This is a genomic window from Streptomyces zhaozhouensis, from assembly GCF_900230195.1.
GTDB classification, from domain to species: domain Bacteria; phylum Actinomycetota; class Actinomycetes; order Streptomycetales; family Streptomycetaceae; genus Streptomyces; species Streptomyces zhaozhouensis.
Window position 1 is genome coordinate 41,623 of record NZ_OCNE01000022.1, and the last position, 17,425, is coordinate 59,047.

A 17,425-nucleotide genomic window follows, 5' to 3' on the forward strand; every position below is an offset into this window, starting at 1 on the left:
GCCCGGGGCAACGCCAGACGCCACGTACCCGCGTTGGTGAAGCCGTCGCCGAACCTGCGGACGCGGCGGCTACGGCCCGGCCGCCGCCAGGCGGAACCGGTGGGCGACGGCGGCGGCCTCGCCCCGACTGGTGACCTCCAACTTGGCCAGGATGCGGGAGACATGGACGCTCACCGTCTTCGGTGAGATGAACAACTGCTCGGCGATCTGCCGGTTGCTCCGGCCCGCCGCCACCAGCTCCAGCACCGCGCGCTCCCGCCGGGTGAGCCCGAACGGCTCGTCCGGCGCGGGCGCCGGCACGGACGCCGACGCCTCGGGGACGGCGAGGTCGAGCCCGGCGCGCTCGGCCAGCCGCGCCACCCGCTCGCCCAGCGGCCCGGCGCCCAGCCGGGCGACCCACTCCCACGCGGCGCGCAACTGCTCGCCCGCCTGCTCGCGGGCGTCCGGCCGCCCCGCGGCCAGCAGCGCCTCGGCCCAGCCGTACCGCGCCTCGGCCAGATGGTGGGGAAGCGGCAGCGGGAGAAGCCGGTCCACGGCCTCCGCCCAGTGCCGTGGCGTGTCCCTGCCCCGGGCACGGGCGACTTGGGCGTCGACGAGCGTGCCCATCGCGTCGCGTATCGGGACGTTGCGCGGGAGGCGGCGGGTGAGCGACCTGATCTCCTCGACCGCGGCCTCCCGCCCCTGCTCGGCGCCCGGCAGGCCACGGCTCTCCGCCTCGGCCGTGGCGGCGGCGAAGGCCAGCATCCAGGCCAGCAGCGAGGCGCCGAACAGCTCCCCGTCGGCCATCCCGCGCACGATCTCCCGCGCGTGCAGCGGGCGCCCGCGCGCCACCGCCAGCTCGATCCGCAGCCTGGCCAACTCCCAGTGGAACTGGGTGCCGCCCCTCACCCCCTCGATCTCCGCCAGCACCGCCTCCGACTCCGCCTCGGCCCGCGCCAGGTCCCCGCGCAGCACCGCGAGCTGGCCGGTGAGCACGCGGCTGATCTGGCGACTCTGCGAGTGGCTCGCCCGCCGGGTCGCCTCGTCGAGCGCGGACTCGGCCTCCGGCCAGCGGCCCATCGCGGTGCAGGCGAAGGCGCGGTTGCCCCACAGCCAGCTGTGGCCCTCGACCAGCCCGTAGCGCTCGGCCAGCTCGACGCTTACGTCCAGATGCTCCAGGGCCTGCGCGAACTCGCCGGCGTCGATCAGCACGGCGCTCAGGTTGTTCAGGCAGCGCCCCAGCAGCGCGACGTCGCCCCCGCGGAGCACCGTCGCCAGCACGGCCCGCATCTCGGTGACCGCTCCCTGCCGGTCGCCCGCGTCTGCCTGAAGGGTGGCCAGGGTGTAGCGGGCATAGAGCTCCGTGCGGTGCGCCCCGACGAGCCGGGCCAGGGAGACGGCGCGCTCGGCCCGCTCGATCACCTCGGGGTCCGGGCCGCGCTTGGCGAGCAGGGCCGCCTCCAGCGCCAGCACCCGGGCGTGCACCTCGGAGGGCGGCAGCCCACGCAACAGCTCCTGGGCGCGGGCCAGCTCCGCCGAGCCGTCGCCGCGCATCAGCCGCTCCGCCATGCCGACCCGCTGGGTCCAGAACCAGGCGGCGTGCAGCGGCTGTCGGACCTCGTCCAGCTCGCGCAGCGCGCGACGACAGAGCGCCAGGGCGCGTTCGCCGCGACCGGCGAGCTGCGCGGCTATCACCGCCTCGGCCATCAGGTCGACCCAGCCCACCGGCTCCTCCGGCTCCGGCGCCGGATAGCTCCAGACCCGCTGCGCCGGCCGCAGCCCGACGCGCGCCTCCGGCTCCACCGCGTCCCACAGCTCCAACGCCCGCTCCAGCAACCGCAGCTGCTCCGCGTTGGCGAACCTGCGGCCCGCCGCCACGGCCGCCGCCAGCACGGCGGGCAGCGCCCTGGCCCGATCACCCGCGTGGTACCAGTGGCTCGCCAGCCGGGTGGGCAGCTCCTCGCCCGCCACCAGCGTCGGGTCGTCCGCCAGGGCCTCCGCGTAACGGCGGTTGAGCCGGGCGCGCTCCCCGGGCAGCAGGTCGTCGGCGACGGCCTCCCTGGTCAGCGCGTGCCGGAAGCGGTAGCCGTCGCCCTCGTCCGTCGCGACCAGCAGCCGCGCGCCGACGGCCGCCCGCAGCGTGGCCAGCAGCTCGGGCTCGGGCAGCGCGGCGACCCTGGCCAGCAGGGCGTGCTCCACCGAGGCGCCGCCCTCGGCGACGACCCGCAGCACGTCCTGCGTCCGCTCGTCCAGCTCCTCGACGCGCACCAGCAGCAGATCGCGCAGCGTCTCGGGCAGCGCCCCACGCGGCCGACCGCCGACCGTCAACTCCTCGACGAAGAACGGGTTCCCCTCCGTGCGGGCGAAGACCGAGTGCGCCAGCGGCGCGTCCGGCGGGGTGCCCAGGATGCCGGCCATCTGGGCGGTGACCTCGGCGCCGGTCAGCGGGCGCAGGGCGATCCGGTGCACCGTGCGCAGCCGGTCCAGCTGGGCGAGGAACGGACGCAGCGGATGACGCCGATGCAGGTCGTCCGTGCGGTAACTCCCCACCACCAGCAGCCGGGCGGACCGCACCGAGCGGATGTAGTAGGCCAGCAGCTCCCTGGTGGAGCGGTCCGCCCAGTGCAGGTCCTCGAAGACCAGCACCAGGGTGCGGTGCCGCGCCAGCCGCTCCAGCAGCCTGGTCAGCAGCTCGAAGAGGCGCGCGCGGTCCCAGGCGTCCCCGTCGACGGCCGGCGCGGCGGCCACGCCGGCCTCCTCCCACTCGGGCAGCAGCCGCGCCAGCTCTCCGCGCCGCTCCCCCGCCGCCTCGAACAGCTCGTCGCCCAACTGCCGGTGCAGCGCGCGCAGCAGCCCGGCCACGGGCGCGAACGGCAACCCGTCGGCACCCAGCTCCACGCCGGCCCCCACCGCCGTCGTCGCGCCGGCCGCGCGGGCCGAGGCGAGGAACTCCTCAAGGAGCCGCGTCTTGCCCACCCCGGCCTCGCCGCCGACGACCACCCCCTGCGGGGTCCCCCCGTCGGCGCCGCGCAACAAGCGCGCCAAGAGGGCCGACTCGTCCTGCCGCCCCACGAAGACGGGGCTCACGCTCTGTGTCTCCACAGGGTCGAGGATGCCACGCACCACTGACAGAGCGTAACCGCCGTGGTGCACGATCTCTCCGCCCGCGGGCAGCGGAGCGCTCACGCCGCCGTGGTCCAGGCGGAGGTCGCACCGCGCGGCGGGCGCCTGGCGCGGCGCGCGCGACGCAGCCGGGCGCCCGCACGGTGCTCGCGTGCGGCCCGCTCCAGCTCGGCGGCGCGTTGGCGGTGCAGTTCGTACTCCAGCACAGGGACTCCCTCGGGTCGGCGGGTGACGGCCTCGGCCGATCTCCGCCGAGCGCCCCTTCCGCCTCCCACCGTCCGCGCCTTACCCACCCCGCCACATCAGACAGATGCCCAGGCCCGACCGCCTGTTCGCCTTAGCCACGCCGAGGCCCCCGGAAGCTCACGCTGCCGGGGGCCTCGGTACGCGCCGCAGAGGGCCTTAGCTGGGCCTCAGACCGAGGTACTAGCCCTCGACGCCGAGACGTTCGAGGATCAGTTCCCTGGCCCTGGCCGCGTCGGCCTGTCCCCTGGTGGCCTTCATCACCGCGCCCACCAGGGCGCCGGCGGCGGCCACCTTGCCGGCCCTGACCTTGTCGGCGACGGCCGCGTTGGCCTCGATGGCCTCGTCCACAGCCTTGCCCAGCGCGCCCTCGTCGGAGACGATCCGCAGCCCGCGCCGCTCCACCACCGCGTCCGGGTCGCCCTCGCCCGCGAGCACGCCCTCGATGGCCTGGCGCGCCAGCTTGTCGTTGAGCGCGCCCTCGGCGACCAGCGCGGTGACCCGCGCCACCTGCTCCGGCGTGATGGGCAACGCGGCCAGCTCCACGCCCTGTTCGTTGGCGCGCCTGGCCAGCTCGCCCATCCACCACTTGCGGGCGGCGGCCGGCTCGGCCCCCGCCGTGACGGTGGCGACGATCAGCTCGACGGCGCCCGCGTTCAGCGCCGACTGCATCTCGTGGGCGCTGATGCCCCACTCCTCGCGCAGCCGGTTGCGTCGGGTCAGCGGCAGCTCCGGCAGGCCGGCGCGCAGCTCCTCGACCCACTCCCGGGACGGCGCGACGGGCACCAGGTCGGGTTCGGGGAAGTAGCGGTAGTCCTCCGCCTCCTCCTTGACCCGGCCGGAGGTGGTGGTGCCGTTCTCCTCGTGGAAGTGGCGGGTCTCCTGCACGATGGTGCCGCCCTCGTCGAGGACGGCGGCGTGCCGCTGCACCTCGAAGCGGACCGCGCGCTCCACGCTGCGCAGCGAGTTGACGTTCTTCGTCTCGCTGCGGGTGCCGAACCTCTCCCGCCCGTGCGGGCGCAGCGAGAGGTTGACGTCGCAGCGCATCTGGCCCATCTCCATGCGGGCCTCGGAGACGCCGAGCGACCTGATCAGCTCGCGCAGCTCGGCGACGTAGGCGCGCGCCACCTCGGGGGCGCGCTCGCCGGCGCCCTCGATCGGTCGGGTGACGATCTCGATCAGCGGGATGCCGGCCCGGTTGTAGTCGAGCAACGAGTGCGAGGCGCCGTGGATGCGCCCCGTCGCGCCACCGACATGGGTGGACTTGCCGGTGTCCTCCTCCATGTGGGCACGCTCGATGCCCACCCGGAAGACCTCACCGTCGGCGAGCTGCACGTCCAGATAGCCGTTGAACGCGATGGGCTCGTCGTACTGCGAGGTCTGGAAGTTCTTCGGCATGTCCGGATAGAAGTAGTTCTTCCGGGCGAAGCGGCACCACTCGGCGATCTCGCAGTTGAGCGCGAGGCCGATCCGGACGGCCGACTCCACCCCCACCGCGTTGACCACGGGCAGCGCGCCCGGCAGGCCGAGGCAGGTGGGGCAGGTCTGCGCGTTGGGGTCGGCGCCGAGGGTGGTGGCGCAGCCGCAGAACATCTTGGTCTTGGTGCCCAGCTCGACATGGACCTCCAGGCCCATGACGGGGTCGTAGGACGCCAGCGCGTCCTCGTACGACACCAGTTCGGTGACGGTCACGGGGTGTACCTCTCGGATGGTCGAAAGCGCTCAGTCACTGAGGATGCCGCCGCCGTCCTCGTTCATGCGGCGCAGCTCGCGGGCGAGCAGGGCGATCCCGGTGGCGAGGGCCGCGGCGGAGACGACGGCGTCCACCAGCCGCAGGTTGTCCCGCTCCTCGCGCGCCTCGCGCAGCTGCTTGGCCACGCTGACCGCCCCGAAGAGCGAACTGCCGATGGAGATGTAGGTGCCCATCCTGGACTTCGGCTTCTTGCTCACAGCGCCGGTACCTCCTCGATAATCGGGTGCCCCCAGCGTGCCTGGAACGCGGCCTCGACGGCCGAACCGACGCGGTAGAGACGGTCGTCGGCCATCGCGGGGGCGATGATCTGGAGGCCGACCGGGAGGCCGTCCTCGTCGGCCAGGCCGCAGGGCAGCGACATGGCCGCGTTCCCCGCCAGGTTGACGGGGATGGTGCACAGGTCCGCGCGGTACATCGCCATCGGGTCGTCCGCCCGCTCGCCGATGGGGAAGGCGGTGGTCGGCGTCGTCGGCGAGACCAGCACGTCCACGTCGGCGAACGCCCGCTCGAAGTCCCTGCTGACCAGGGTCCGCACCTTCTGGGCGCTGCCGTAGTACGCGTCGTAGTAGCCGGAGGAGAGCGCGTAGGTACCCAGCATCACGCGCCGCTTCACCTCGGCGCCGAAGCCGGCCTCGCGGGTCAGCGAGGTGACCTCCTCGGCCGAACGGGTGCCGTCGTCACCGATCCGCAGCCCGTAGCGCATGGCGTCGAACCTGGCGAGGTTCGACGAGCACTCGGAGGGCGCGATCAGGTAGTAGGCGGCGAGCGCCAGGTCGAACGAGGGGCAGGAGACCTCGACGACCTCGGCCCCCAGCTCGCGCAGCAGCTCGACGGACTCGTCGAACCGCCGGATCACGCCCGGCTGGTACCCCTCGCCGCGGAACTCCCTGACGACACCGACCCGCATCCCCTCGACCGAGCCGTTCCGCGCGGCGGCGACCACGTCGGGCACGGGGGCGTCGATGGAGGTGGAGTCCAGCGGGTCGTGGCCGGCGATCACCTCGTGGAGCAGCGCCGCGTCCAGCACGGTGCGCGCGCAGGGGCCTCCCTGGTCGAGGGAGGAGGAGAACGCCACCATGCCGTAGCGGGAGACCCCGCCGTAGGTGGGCTTGACGCCGACCGTGCCGGTGACGGCAGCCGGCTGGCGGATCGAGCCGCCGGTGTCGGTGCCGATCGCCAGCGGCGCCTGGAAGGAGGCCAGCGACGCGGAGGAGCCGCCGCCGGAACCGCCCGGGATGCGGGTGAGGTCCCAGGGGTTGCCCGTGGGGCCGTAGGCGCTGTTCTCCGTGGAGGAGCCCATGGCGAACTCGTCCATGTTGGTCTTGCCGAGGATCACCACGCCCGCCTCCTTGAGGCGGCGGGTGACCGTCGCGTCGTAGGGCGGGACCCATCCTTCGAGGATCTTGGAACCGACGGTGGTCGGCACGCCCTCGGTGGTGAAGATGTCCTTCAACGCCAGCGGCACGCCGGCCAGCGGGCCGAGCCGCTCGCCGGCGGCGCGCCGTTCGTCGACGGCCCTCGCCTGCGCCAACGCGCCCTCGCGGTCCACGTGGAGGAAGGCGTGGACCTTCTCGTCGACCTCCTCGACGCGGGCCAGGTGGGCCTCGGTGACCTCGACGGAGCTGGCGGTGCCGTCGGCGACGGCGGCGGCCAGTTCGGCCGCGGTGAGCCGGGTCAGATCTGCCATGTCGCTCACTCCTCCCCCAGGATCTGGGGCACCTTGAACCGCTGCTGCTCCTGCGCGGGGGCGCCGGCGAGCGCCTGGTCCGGGGTGAGGCCCGGACGGACCTCGTCGGGACGCATCACGTTGGTGAGCGGCAGCGGGTGGGAGGTCGGCGGTACGTCCTGGGCGGCGACGTCGGAGACGCGGGCGACCGCGCCGATGATGTCGTCGAGCTGTCCGGCGAAGTGGTCTAGCTCCTCGGCCGAAAGCTCCAGACGCGCCAGCCGGGCGAGGTGGGCGACCTCCTCGCGCGTGATGCCGGGCATGTGGCGATCCTCTTGCTCGTCGCGGGCTGGTTCGGTGGCGACGGGTCCGGCCGGTCCGGCGCCTCGGCGCGGGCGCCGGGGCGGGGCCCGTCGCGCGGTGGACCGCCGGTCCCGTGTGCGCCCAATCCTAGGACGCGGCACCGACTGCCCGCGCACGGCTTTCCCTCGGGGCCGCCCGCGGCCGCCGGGAGGCCGGTCGGTCAGCGGACGGAGGCGCGGCGGACCGGCAGGGTCCCGGCGGTCGGGCCCGGCGGGGCGCAGGGCGCCGGGGGCCGGCCCCCGGCGGCGCGGGCCTCGGGCGAGCTGGTCCTGCGGGCGCGCAGCCAGGCGGTGGTCTCGGGGGCCGGCATCGCGGCGGAGACCAGCCAGCCCTGCACGGCGTCGCAGCCCAGGTCGCGCAGCCGCTCCCAGGTCTCGTCGTCCTCCACCCCCTCGGCGACGACCAGCAGCTTCAGCGAGTGCGCCAGGTCGATGGTGCAGCGGACGATCTCCGCGTCCTCGGCGTCGACCACCAGCCGGGCCACGAACGAGCGGTCGATCTTCAACTCGCTGACCGGCAGCCGCCGCAGGTGGACCAGCGAGGAGTAGCCGGTGCCGAAGTCGTCCAGCGACATCCGCACACCGTGCCCGGCGAGGGCGGCGAGGGTGTCGGCGGCGTGGCGGGGGTCCTCCAGCATCACGTGCTCGGTGATCTCCAGCTGGAGGGCGTCCGGCGGGACCCGGTGGCGGGCCAGCCGGGCGGCGACGTCGCCGGCGAAGCCGGGTGAGAGGACGTCGCGGGGCGAGACGTTGACGGCGACGGGGACGGTGAGCCCGGCGGCGCGCCACGCGGCGACCTGGTGGAGCGCGGTCTCCAGCACGTACTCGGTCAGGCGGGGCATCAGCCCCGACGCCTCGGCGATGGCGATGAACTCGTCGGGCGCGACCCGGCCGCGCTCCGGGTGCTGCCAGCGGACCAGCGCCTCAAGGCCGGCGACGGCGCCGTCGAAGCGGACCTTGGGCTGGTAGTGCAGCTCCACCTCGCCGTCGTCCAGCGCCCGGCGCAGGTCGCCCAGGAGGGCGAGCCGGTCGGGGGTGTTGCCGTCGCGGCTGGCCTCGTAGACCTCGACGCCGGTGCGGTCGCGCTTGGCCAGGTACATCGCGACGTCGGCGCGGCGCAGCAGGCCCTCGGCCTCGGGGGCGTGCTCGGGGTAGACGGCGACGCCGGCGCTGGCCTCGACCAGCAGGCTGAGGCCGTCCAGCTCCAAGGGGGCGTCCAGGGCGCCGATCAGCTCGCGCGCGGTGCGCTGGGCCGCGGTGGCGGAGCCGGTGTGCGGCAGCAGCACGGCGAACTCGTCGCCGCCGAGGCGGGTGAGCTGCGCGCCGGCGGGCAGCCTGGCCCGCACCCGGTCGGCGATCAGCAACAGCAGCCGGTCGCCCGTGAGATGGCCGAGGGTGTCGTTGACCGTTCGGAAGCTGTCCAGATCGATCAGTATCAGCGCGGCCTTGCGCTGCTCGGCGGCCGCCTCGTCCAGCGCCTCGGTGGTGCGGGAGAGGAGCCAACCGCGGTTGGGCAGCCCGGTGAGCGGGTCGAGAAGCTGGTCCTCGGCACGCGCCATGGCCATCCGGAAGGTGGTGTCGACGGCTATCAGCGGCACCGCGAAGAGCGGCAGCAGCCCGGGGGCCGCCTCGGCCACCACGGCGGTCAGCGGGGCGGTGCCGAGCAGGGCGAGCGCCACGATCAGCTGGCGCGACCAGGTGAAACGGGTCAGCACCCGGCCGACGCCGCTTCTGCCCTCCTCGGCGAGGCAGGGCAGGGCGCGGCTGACGGCGATGTAGGCGCAGCCGGCGAGGAAGAGCTGGGGCAGCGCGCCGACGCCCCAGTCGGTGGGCTGCCAGGGCTGCTCCACGCTGGGCGTGGTGCCGAAGAGGGCGAGCAACAGGGCGGCGGCGCCCACCCCATGGACGCCGACGGCGCCGTGCCACAGCGCCTCGCCCCGGTATCGCGGGCGGACGGCGGCGACCAGGCCGGCGATGACCAGGACGACGACGACGGCGGGCAGCCAGCCGTGCACCAGCAGCACGGAGAACGCCAGGGCGGAGCCGGCGCTGCTGCCGCCGGTGCGCGACCGCCCGTCGGCGAGCGCCAGCTCGGCGGCGACCAGCAGGGTCAGGACGGCGAAGCCCCAGCCGACGCGGTCGTCGGGGAAGAGCTGTCGCCCGGCGCCCAGCGCCCAGGCGAGGCCGCCGGTGGTGAGCAGCGCGGCCGTGGAGACGACGACCGCGCGGCCCCAGCGGCGCGACCTGGGAAGGCCACACCGCGAGGGCGCTCTCCCTCTCGGGGTGGTCTGCATGGCGGGAACCTCTCACGGCGATCCGGCCCCGGTCGGACGGGCGGCCGGGGCCCTGTCCACCCTAGGCGGCCAACCTCCGTCGGTGGCGGCGAACTTGGCGGGTTGCCGAAAGCGACCCCGCGCGAACTAGTCCCCTGGTATATGCCGCACGCGGGGGCGGTACATGCTTGCTCCCCTCGATCCGTGACGCGCTCCGGCGCGCTCCCCCTCCCCCAGACACCCGAGCCGGCGTGGAGAACCACTGGTCACACAGGCGGCGCGCGGCGCGCTACGACGCGCCCTCGCCGCTCCCACTCGTCTCCTCCGCCTCCTCCTCCGCCGGCTCGGGCGGTCGGACCGCCACGGCGCGCGCCGCGTCCGCCCCCTCGGCGAGCAGCACCTCGAAACCGGCCTCGTCCAGAACGGGCACTTTCAGCTGCATCGCCTTGTCGAACTTCGATCCCGGACTCTCCCCGACGACCAGAAAATCCGTCTTCTTGGAGACAGATCCGGTCACCTTCGCTCCCAGACCGCGCAGCGCGTCCTGCGCGCCGTCCCGGGTGTGGCGCTCCAGCGTGCCGGTGACGACCGTCGTGATCCCGGCCAACGGGCGGGGCGCCTCCTCCCGTTCGCCCGACTCGGCCAGCCGCACCCCGGCCGCCCGCCAGCGCTCGACGATCTCCCGGTGCCAGTCGACGGCGAACCAGTCCTTCAACGAGGCGGCGATCGTCGGCCCCACGCCCTCCGTGGCGGCCAGCTCCTCCTCCGTCGCCTCGGCGATCCGGTCCAGCGAGCGGAACTCCCTGGCCAGCGCCTCGGCCGCCACGGGCCCCACGTGCCGGATGGACAGCCCCGCGATGATCCGCGCGAGCGGGCGCTCCTTGGCCGCCTGGATGGACTCCAGCATGGCCAGCGCGTTCTTCTTCGGCTCGCCCTGCTGGTTGGCGAAGAAGGTGACCACCTTGGGCTCGCCGGTCTCCGGGTCGGTCTTGGGCAGGCCCGTGTCCTGGTCCAGCACGTGCGACCGGATCGGCAGCAGCTCCTCGACCGTCAGCTCGAAGAGCCGCGCCTCGTCCCGCAGCGGGGGCTCGGCCGGCTCCAGCGGCTGGGTGAGCGCCGTCGCCGCGACATACCCGAAGTGGTCGATGTCCAGGCAGCGGCGGCCCGCCAGATAGAAGATCCGCTCCCGCAACTGCGCCGGGCAGGAGCGGGCGTTGGGGCAGCGCAGGTCGATGTCCCCCTCCTTCATGGGCATCAGCGCCGTGCCGCACTCGGGGCAGGCGCTCGGCATCACGAACTCCCGCTCGCCGCCGTCCCGCAGGTCGGCGACCGGCCCCAGGATCTCCGGGATCACGTCGCCGGCCTTGCGGAGCGCCACCGTGTCCCCGATCAGCACGCCCTTCGCCTTGACCACCTGCTGGTTGTGCAGGGTGGCGAACTCGACCTCGGAGCCGGCGACCGTGACCGGCTCGACCACCGCGTACGGCGTGACCCGGCCGGTGCGGCCGACGCCGACGCGGATGTCGACCAGCCGGGTGTTGACCTCCTCCGGCGGGTACTTCCAGGCGATCGCCCAGCGCGGGGCGCGCGAGGTGTGGCCCAGCCGGCCCTGGAGCGGGATCTCGTCGAGCTTGACGACGACGCCGTCGATCTCGTGCTCCACCGCGTGCCGGTGCTCGCCGTAGTACGCGATGAACTCCCGCACCCCCTCCAGCGAGGTGACCACCTTGCTGGCGCGGGCCGTCGGCAGACCCCACTCGGCCAGCAGCTCGTACGCCTCCGACAGCCGCGCGATGTCGAAGCCCTGTCGGGCGCCGATGCCGTGCACCACCATCTGGAGCGGGCGGCTCGCCGTGACCTTCGGGTCCTTCTGGCGGAGCGAGCCGGCCGCCGCGTTGCGCGGGTTGGCGAAGGGCTTCTCCCCGGCCGCGACCAGCCGCTCGTTCAGCTCCTCGAAGCGCTCCATGGGGAAGAAGACCTCCCCCCTGATCTCCACCAGCTCGGGGACGCGGTCCCCCAGCAGGCGGTTCGGCACCTCGCGGATGGTGCGGACGTTCGGTGTGATGTCCTCCCCCGTGCGCCCGTCGCCCCGGGTGGCCGCGCGGGTCAGCCTGCCCTGCTCGTACGTCAGGTTGACCGCGAGGCCGTCGACCTTCAGCTCGCACAGGAACCGGTGCGGGATGCCGGTCAGCTCGTCCGCGACCCGCTGCTCCCAGGCGGCCAACTCCTCGTCGTCGAAGGCGTTGTCCAACGAGAGCATCCGCTCCCGGTGCTCGACCGAGGTGAACTCGGTCTCGTAGCTCCCGGCGACCTGCTGGGTCGGCGAGTCCGGGGTGCGCAGCGCCGGGTGCTCCTCCTCCAGGCCCTGGAGCTCGCGCAGCAGGGCGTCGAACGCGGCATCGCTGATCACCGGCGTCTTCACGTAGTAGCGGAAGCGGTGCTCCTCGACCTGCTCGGCGAGCAGCTTGTGGCGCTCACGCGCCTCGGAAGGCACCGACGACTCGTCTTCCAGGGGGCGTTCGCCAGCCACTGTCCTTCTCTCCCGTCACTCAGGGTCGTCCGCGAGGGATTTCGCCGCCCGGACGCAGTGGGCCAACGCGGCCCGCGCGTACGCCGGAGACGCACCCGCGAGCCCGCAGGAGGGGGTGACCACCACGGACTCACCGAGAAGTCCGGGCGACAGTCCCAGCCTGCGCCAAAGCGACCTGACGGGAGTGACAGTACCGGCCGGGTCTGACAATTCCCCGGGGACGACGCCCACCCCCGGCAACACCCCGGCGAAGAGCGCGACCCCGCCCTCCACGGCCTCGCCGACCGCCTCGTCATCACGCTCGGTGAGCAGCCCCAGGTCGCAGGAGACGGCACGGAACCCGGCCCGACGCAGCAGCGCGAACGGCACCCCCGGGGCGCAACAGTGCGCCACCGCCGGCGCCTCGCCGGCGACCGCGACCAGCTCCCGCAGCGTCTCCTCCACCACCGCGCGGTCCACGGCCCCGTGCGTGCGGTAGCCGCTCGCGGTGCGCACCCGGCCCGCCAGCACGGCGGGCAGCGAGGGCTCGTCGAACTGCGCGACCACCGTCGCCCCCGGCACCCGCCGCCGCACCTCGGCCAGATGACCGCGCAGCCCCTCGGCAAGCGACTGCGCCAGGTCGCGGCAGGCGCCCGGGTCGCCGAGCATGGCCTCGCCGTTGCGCCGTTCCAGGGCCGCCGCCAGCGACCAGGGGCCCATCACGGCGACCTTCAGCACACCCTCGTACCCCTGCGTGAACTCCTCGACGGCGTCCAGATCCTCCCGCAGCCAGGCCCGCGCCCGCCGGGTGTCGCGGCCCGGACGGTCCCCGATCCGCCAACCGCTCGGCTCAAGTCGGGCGTACAGCTCGGCCAGCAGCCCCGTGGAGCGGCCCACCATGTCGGCGCCGGGGCCGCGCGCCGGCAACTCCGGCAGGAACAGCGGCGACTCCAGCTCACCGGCGACCGTCCTGGCCGCCTCCCTGGCGTCCTCGCCCGGCATCGAACCGACCCCGGTGGCCGCCGCCCGGCCCCAGGGGAACGCGTGCGTCTTCTCAGTCACTTCCGTCTCTCACGTCTCAGTCACTTCCGTCTCTCACCTCACTCGGGTGGGTGAATTCCGTCGGGGCCGGCCGCCCGTCCCGGACCGGCCCTAGCCGACCGGGCGTACCTGGAGGTCGGTGATCTCGGCGTCGCGCGGCAGGTCGAGGGCGAGCAGCACCGTGCGGGCCACCGACTCCGGGGACATCCAGCGCTCCGGGTCGTAGTCGCGCCCCTCCTGCTGGTGCACCTTGCGCTGCATCGGGGTGGCGGTGCGCCCCGGGTAGACCGTGGTGACGCCCACGCCGTGCGGGCGCTCCTCGGCGCGCAGCGCGTCGGCGAGGGCCCGCAGGCCGTGCTTGCTGGCGGCGTAGACGCCCCAGCGCGGGTTCGCGTTGAGCCCGGCGCCCGAGTTGACGAAGACCACCCGCCCCTTGGCCGCCCGCAGCTGCGGCAGCAGCAGCCGGGTGAGCTCGGCCGGCGCGACCAGGTTGGCGGCGAGCACCGACTGCCACACCTTGGGCGTCAGTTCGCCGATCTCGGCCAGCTCGACGACGCCGGCGCAGTGCACCAGCCCGTCGATCCGGTCGGGCGGCGACTGGTGGCCCAGCGCCCACGAGAGGCGCTCGGGCTCGGCGAGGTCGCCCACCAGGGTCCGCGCGCCCTCGAAACGCTCCCGGAGCTCCTTCGCGCGCCCCGCGTCGCGCGCCCAGAGCCACAGCTCGTCGCCGCGCGCCAACAACTGTTCCGTCAGCACGGCCCCGATGCCCGAGCCGGCCCCTGTGATCACGTGTGTCGCCATAGCACCATGGTCCCCCAGGGCCGTCGAGGGAAGGACCCAACCCCATGCGCATCGCGCTCAGCCAGCTGGCCGCCACCGTCTCCCCCGAGGAGAACCTGCGCGCGGTCGTCGACCAGACGGAACGCGCCGCCGGACAGGGCGCCGAGCTGGTGGTCTTCCCGGAGGCGGCGATGGCCAGGTTCGGGGTGCCGCTCGGCCCGCTGGCCGAGCCGCTGGACGGCCCCTGGGCGGACGGCGTCCGCGCCGTGGCGGAACGGACCGGAACGCTGGTGGTGGCCGGGATGTTCACCCCCGACGAGGACGGCAGGGTGCGCAACACCCTGCTGATCACCGGCCGGGGTGTGGCGACCCACTACGACAAGCTGCATCTCTTCGACGCGTTCGACTTCGCCGAGTCGGCCACGGTGGCGCCGGGGGACGAGGTGGTCACCGCCTCCCTCGACGGCCTGACGCTGGGCTTCGCGACCTGCTACGACGTGCGGTTCCCCGCGCTCTTCGGGGCGTTGGCGGAACGAGGGGCGCGGGTCGTGGTGCTGCCGGCTTCCTGGGGCGCGGGGCCGGGGAAGGTGGAGCAGTGGGAGGTGCTGGTGCGGGCCAGGGCGTTGGACAGCACCTGCTGGGTGCTGGCCGCCGGGCAGGCGGACCCGGCGACGGTCGGCGCCCCGCCGGCGACGGGGGCGCCCACCGGGGTCGGCCACAGCATGGTGGTCTCCCCGCTGGGCGAGGTGACCGCACGGCTCGGCGGCGCGCCCGGACTGCTGCTGGCCGACCTCGATTTGGCGGCGGTCGACGCGGCCAGGCGCACCGTCCCGGTCCTGGCCAACGCGCGGCGCCTGGCCGGTGGGGGCGGGGGCGGGGGCGGGGGCGGGGGCGACCACGGTGCCGACGTGGTGCGGTGAGTCGTCGACCACACGCCGGTGGACGGTCGCCCGCGCAGTTCCCCGCGCCCCTTCAACGCCGGTGGACGGTCGCCCGCGCAGTTCCCCGCGCCCCTTCAACGCCGGTGGACGGTCGCCCGCGCAGTTCCCCGCGCCCCTTCAACGCCGGTGGACGGTCGCCCGCGCAGTTCCCCGCGCCCCTTCAACGCCGGTGGACGGCTTGGGGGCGCGGGGAACCACGCGAAAGCCGAGTGGCAGGCCAAACACGACCACCACACCGAAGCACCACGGCGCGCAGACGCCCACCCACCCGGCGGAGCGGTCAGCGAGCCGCCCTCGTGTGGGCGATCGTGCCGGAGCCGACGACGCGGGTGTCGTCGTAGAGGACCACCGCCTGGCCGGGCGCGACCCCGCGCACCGGGGCGTCGAACGCGACGCGCAGCTCGCCGTCCACCACCTCCGCGGTCACCGGCGTCTCCGCGCCGTGCGCGCGCAGTTGCGCCGTGTAGCGGCCGCTGCCCTCGGGCGCGGTGCCGCCGCACCAGCGCGGGCGGATCGCGGTCAGCGCGGCGATGTCCAGCGCCTCGGCGGGGCCGACGGTGACCGTGTTGTCCACCGGGGAGATGTCCAGCACGTACCGGGGCTTGCCGTCGGCCGCCGGGTGGCCGATGCGCAGCCCGCGCCGCTGGCCGACGGTGAAGCCGTGGGCGCCCTGGTGGGTGCCGACCTTGGTGCCGTCCTCGTCGAGGATGTCCCCCTCGGCCGAGCCGAGGTGGCGCGCCAGGAAGCCCTGGGTGTCGCCGTCGGCGATGAAGCAGATGTCGTGGCTGTCGGGCTTGCGCGCCACGGCGAGGCCCCGGCGCTCGGCCTCGGCCCTGATCTCGTCCTTGGTGGCACCGGTGTCGCCCAACGGGAAGAGGGCGTGCGCCAGTTGACGGTCGTCGAGGACGCCGAGCACATAGCTCTGGTCCTTGGCCTGGTCGCTGGAGCGGTGCAGCTCGCGCCGCCCGTCCTGGGTCAGTCGGACGGTGGCGTAGTGGCCAGTGCAGACCGCGTCGAAGCCGAGGGCCAGCGCGCGGTCCAGCAGCGCGGCGAACTTGATCTTCTCGTTGCAGCGCAGACAGGGGTTGGGGGTGCGGCCGGCCCGGTACTCGTCGATGAAGTCGTCGACGACCTCGGCGCGGAAGCGCTCGGCCAAGTCCCAGACGTAGAACGGGATGCCGATCACGTCGGCGGCGCGGCGGGCGTCGCGGGAGTCCTCGACGGTGCAGCAGCCGCGCGCGCCGGTGCGGAAGGACTGGGGGTTGGCGGAGAGCGCGAGATGGACGCCGGTCACCTCGTGTCCGGCCTCGACCGCCCTGGCGGCGGCGACCGCCGAGTCGACGCCGCCTGACATGGCGGCGAGCACGCGCAGTCGGGGACCCGTGCGGGGGCCGGTGGGGGCACCGGGGAAGGCGTCGGGGGCACCGGAAGTCTCAGTCATAGCCCGTCCAGGGTACGACCCCGCACCGACAGCGCGCGTTCGGCCGAGGGGGCGCGAGGGCCGGCGGGCCGCGCCGTTCAGCTCAGACCGGCGGACCGCGCCGTTCAGCTCAGGCCGGCGGCCCTGGCCCTGGCGACGGCCGGGCCGATGGCCTCGGCGACGGCCGCGACGTCGGCGGCCGTGGAGGAGTGGCCGAGGCTGAACCGCAGGGTGCCCCTGGCCAGCTCCGGGTCGGCGCCGGCGGCCAGCAGCACGTGGCTGGGCTGGGCGACGCCGGCCGTGCAGGCCGAGCCGGTGGAGCACGCGATGCCCTGCGCGTCGAGCAGCAGCAGCAACGCGTCGCCCTCGCAGCCGGGGAAGGCGAAGTGCGCGTTGGCCGGGAGCCGCCCGGCCGGGTCGGGGTCGCCGTTGAACACCGCGTCGGGCACGGCCCCACGCACCCGGGCCACCAGCTCGTCGCGGAGCGCGCCGACCCGGCGGGCGAACGCGGGACGCCGCTCCACGGTGAGCCGCGCCGCGGTGGCGAACGCGGCGACGGCCGGGACGTCCAGGGTGCCGGAGCGCACCTCGCGCTCCTGACCGCCGCCGTGCAGCACGGGCACCGGGGTGGCGTCCCGGGTGAGCAGCAGCGCGCCCACGCCGAGCGGGCCGCCGATCTTGTGCCCGGAGACGGTCAGGGCGGTCAGCCCCGAGGCGGCGAAGTCGACCGGCAACTGGCCGACGGCCTGTACCGCGTCGGCGTGCAGCGGGATGTCGAACTCGGCGGCGACTGCGCTCAGTTCGGCGATCGGCTGGATCGTGCCGATCTCGTTGTTGGCCCACATCACGGTGGCCAGCGCCACCTCGTCGGGGGCGCGCTCGATGGCGGCCCTGAGGTCCTCGGGGCGCACCCGGCCCAGCGCGTCGACGGGCAGCCACTCGACGACCGCCCCCTGGTGGTCGGCGAGCCACTGGACCACGTCCAGCACGGCGTGGTGTTCGACGGGGCTGGCCAGCAGCCGGCGGCGGCGGGGGTCGGCGGCGGTGCGGGACCAGTAGAGGCCCTTCACGGCGAGGTTGTCCGCCTCGGTGCCGCCGGAGGTGAGGACCACCTCGCTGGGGCGGGCGCCGAGCGCGGCGGCCAGCTCCTCCCGGCCCTCCTCCACCGCGCGCCGGGCCCGGCGGCCGGCGGCGTGGAGCGCGGAGGCGTTGCCCGTGAGGCCGAGGTGGGCGGTCATCACCTCCTGTGCTTCGGGGAGCATCGGGGTGGTGGCGGCGTGGTCGAGGTAGGGCATGGTGGGGCCGATTCTATGAGCCGGCCGGGGGCCGCTTCCA

Annotated in this window: 13 protein-coding genes; 1 reads left to right on the forward strand and 12 read right to left on the reverse strand. The window is 74.6% G+C overall.

Annotation, left to right across the window (positions count from 1 at the left end):
* Positions 1 to 69: 69 nt before the first annotated feature.
* From CRP51_RS24230 to CRP51_RS24270, 10 genes are all read right to left on the reverse strand, one after another.
* Complete coding sequence (locus tag CRP51_RS24230) at positions 70 to 3,081, reverse strand: helix-turn-helix transcriptional regulator (protein ID WP_245880772.1); 3,012 nt, start codon at positions 3,079 to 3,081, stop codon at positions 70 to 72.
* 80 nt (positions 3,082 to 3,161) lie between these two features.
* Entirely contained in the window at positions 3,162 to 3,308 is a 147-nt protein-coding gene (locus tag CRP51_RS28965) for a hypothetical protein (protein WP_170970655.1), read from the reverse strand.
* A gap of 220 nt (positions 3,309 to 3,528) precedes the next feature.
* On the reverse strand, positions 3,529 to 5,037 hold the full coding sequence (gatB, locus tag CRP51_RS24235; protein WP_097233459.1) for an Asp-tRNA(Asn)/Glu-tRNA(Gln) amidotransferase subunit GatB: 1,509 nt from the start codon (positions 5,035 to 5,037) through the stop codon (positions 3,529 to 3,531).
* A gap of 30 nt (positions 5,038 to 5,067) precedes the next feature.
* Positions 5,068 to 5,271, reverse strand: a complete 204-nt coding sequence (locus CRP51_RS24240; protein WP_097233494.1) for a hypothetical protein — start codon at positions 5,269 to 5,271, stop codon at positions 5,068 to 5,070.
* Positions 5,272 to 5,291: 20 nt separating this feature from the next.
* On the reverse strand, positions 5,292 to 6,785 hold the full coding sequence (gene gatA, locus CRP51_RS24245; protein WP_097233460.1) for an Asp-tRNA(Asn)/Glu-tRNA(Gln) amidotransferase subunit GatA: 1,494 nt from the start codon (positions 6,783 to 6,785) through the stop codon (positions 5,292 to 5,294).
* 5 nt (positions 6,786 to 6,790) lie between these two features.
* Entirely contained in the window at positions 6,791 to 7,087 is a 297-nt protein-coding gene (gene gatC / locus CRP51_RS24250; RefSeq protein ID WP_097233461.1) for an Asp-tRNA(Asn)/Glu-tRNA(Gln) amidotransferase subunit GatC, read from the reverse strand.
* Positions 7,088 to 7,287: 200 nt separating this feature from the next.
* Entirely contained in the window at positions 7,288 to 9,420 is a 2,133-nt protein-coding gene (locus CRP51_RS24255; RefSeq protein WP_097233462.1) for a putative bifunctional diguanylate cyclase/phosphodiesterase, read from the reverse strand.
* A 268-nt stretch (positions 9,421 to 9,688) separates the two neighbouring features.
* Positions 9,689 to 11,893 carry an NAD-dependent DNA ligase LigA gene (ligA, locus tag CRP51_RS24260; protein ID WP_245880773.1) on the reverse strand — a complete coding sequence of 735 codons (2,205 nt, stop codon included), beginning with the start codon at positions 11,891 to 11,893 and terminating at the stop codon, positions 9,689 to 9,691.
* 51 nt (positions 11,894 to 11,944) lie between these two features.
* Complete coding sequence (locus CRP51_RS24265) at positions 11,945 to 12,970, reverse strand: methionine synthase (RefSeq protein WP_097233464.1); 1,026 nt, start codon at positions 12,968 to 12,970, stop codon at positions 11,945 to 11,947.
* A 90-nt stretch (positions 12,971 to 13,060) separates the two neighbouring features.
* Entirely contained in the window at positions 13,061 to 13,750 is a 690-nt protein-coding gene (locus CRP51_RS24270; RefSeq protein WP_097233465.1) for an SDR family oxidoreductase, read from the reverse strand.
* Between the two features lie 44 nt (positions 13,751 to 13,794).
* Here CRP51_RS24270 and CRP51_RS24275 point away from each other — a divergent pair, with 44 nt between their 5' ends.
* Complete coding sequence (locus CRP51_RS24275; RefSeq protein ID WP_097233466.1) at positions 13,795 to 14,649, forward strand: carbon-nitrogen hydrolase family protein; 855 nt, start codon at positions 13,795 to 13,797, stop codon at positions 14,647 to 14,649.
* Positions 14,650 to 14,950: 301 nt separating this feature from the next.
* On the opposite strand, the gene mnmA is transcribed toward CRP51_RS24275, so the two are convergent.
* Both mnmA and CRP51_RS24285 read right to left on the reverse strand, forming a co-directional pair.
* On the reverse strand, positions 14,951 to 16,111 hold the full coding sequence (gene mnmA, locus CRP51_RS24280) for a tRNA 2-thiouridine(34) synthase MnmA (RefSeq protein WP_097233467.1): 1,161 nt from the start codon (positions 16,109 to 16,111) through the stop codon (positions 14,951 to 14,953).
* A gap of 104 nt (positions 16,112 to 16,215) precedes the next feature.
* Positions 16,216 to 17,385 carry a cysteine desulfurase family protein gene (locus CRP51_RS24285; protein ID WP_097233468.1) on the reverse strand — a complete coding sequence of 390 codons (1,170 nt, stop codon included), beginning with the start codon at positions 17,383 to 17,385 and terminating at the stop codon, positions 16,216 to 16,218.
* Between the last annotated feature and the right edge of the window lie 40 nt (positions 17,386 to 17,425).

Excerpts from the sequence above, each read along its gene's own strand:
- gatA (WP_097233460.1), bottom strand. The coding sequence starts at position 6,785 with ATGGCAGATCTGACCCGGCTCACCGCGGCCGAACTGGCCGCCGCCGTC.
- CRP51_RS24270 (WP_097233465.1), bottom strand. The coding sequence starts at position 13,750 with ATGGCGACACACGTGATCACAGGGGCCGGCTCGGGCATCGGGGCCGTG.
- CRP51_RS24255 (WP_097233462.1), bottom strand. The coding sequence starts at position 9,420 with ATGCAGACCACCCCGAGAGGGAGAGCGCCCTCGCGGTGTGGCCTTCCC.
- CRP51_RS24275 (WP_097233466.1), top strand. The coding sequence starts at position 13,795 with ATGCGCATCGCGCTCAGCCAGCTGGCCGCCACCGTCTCCCCCGAGGAG.
- mnmA (WP_097233467.1), bottom strand. The coding sequence starts at position 16,111 with ATGACTGAGACTTCCGGTGCCCCCGACGCCTTCCCCGGTGCCCCCACC.
- CRP51_RS24285 (WP_097233468.1), bottom strand. The coding sequence starts at position 17,385 with ATGCCCTACCTCGACCACGCCGCCACCACCCCGATGCTCCCCGAAGCA.
- CRP51_RS24240 (WP_097233494.1), bottom strand. The coding sequence starts at position 5,271 with ATGGGCACCTACATCTCCATCGGCAGTTCGCTCTTCGGGGCGGTCAGC.
- gatC (WP_097233461.1), bottom strand. The coding sequence starts at position 7,087 with ATGCCCGGCATCACGCGCGAGGAGGTCGCCCACCTCGCCCGGCTGGCG.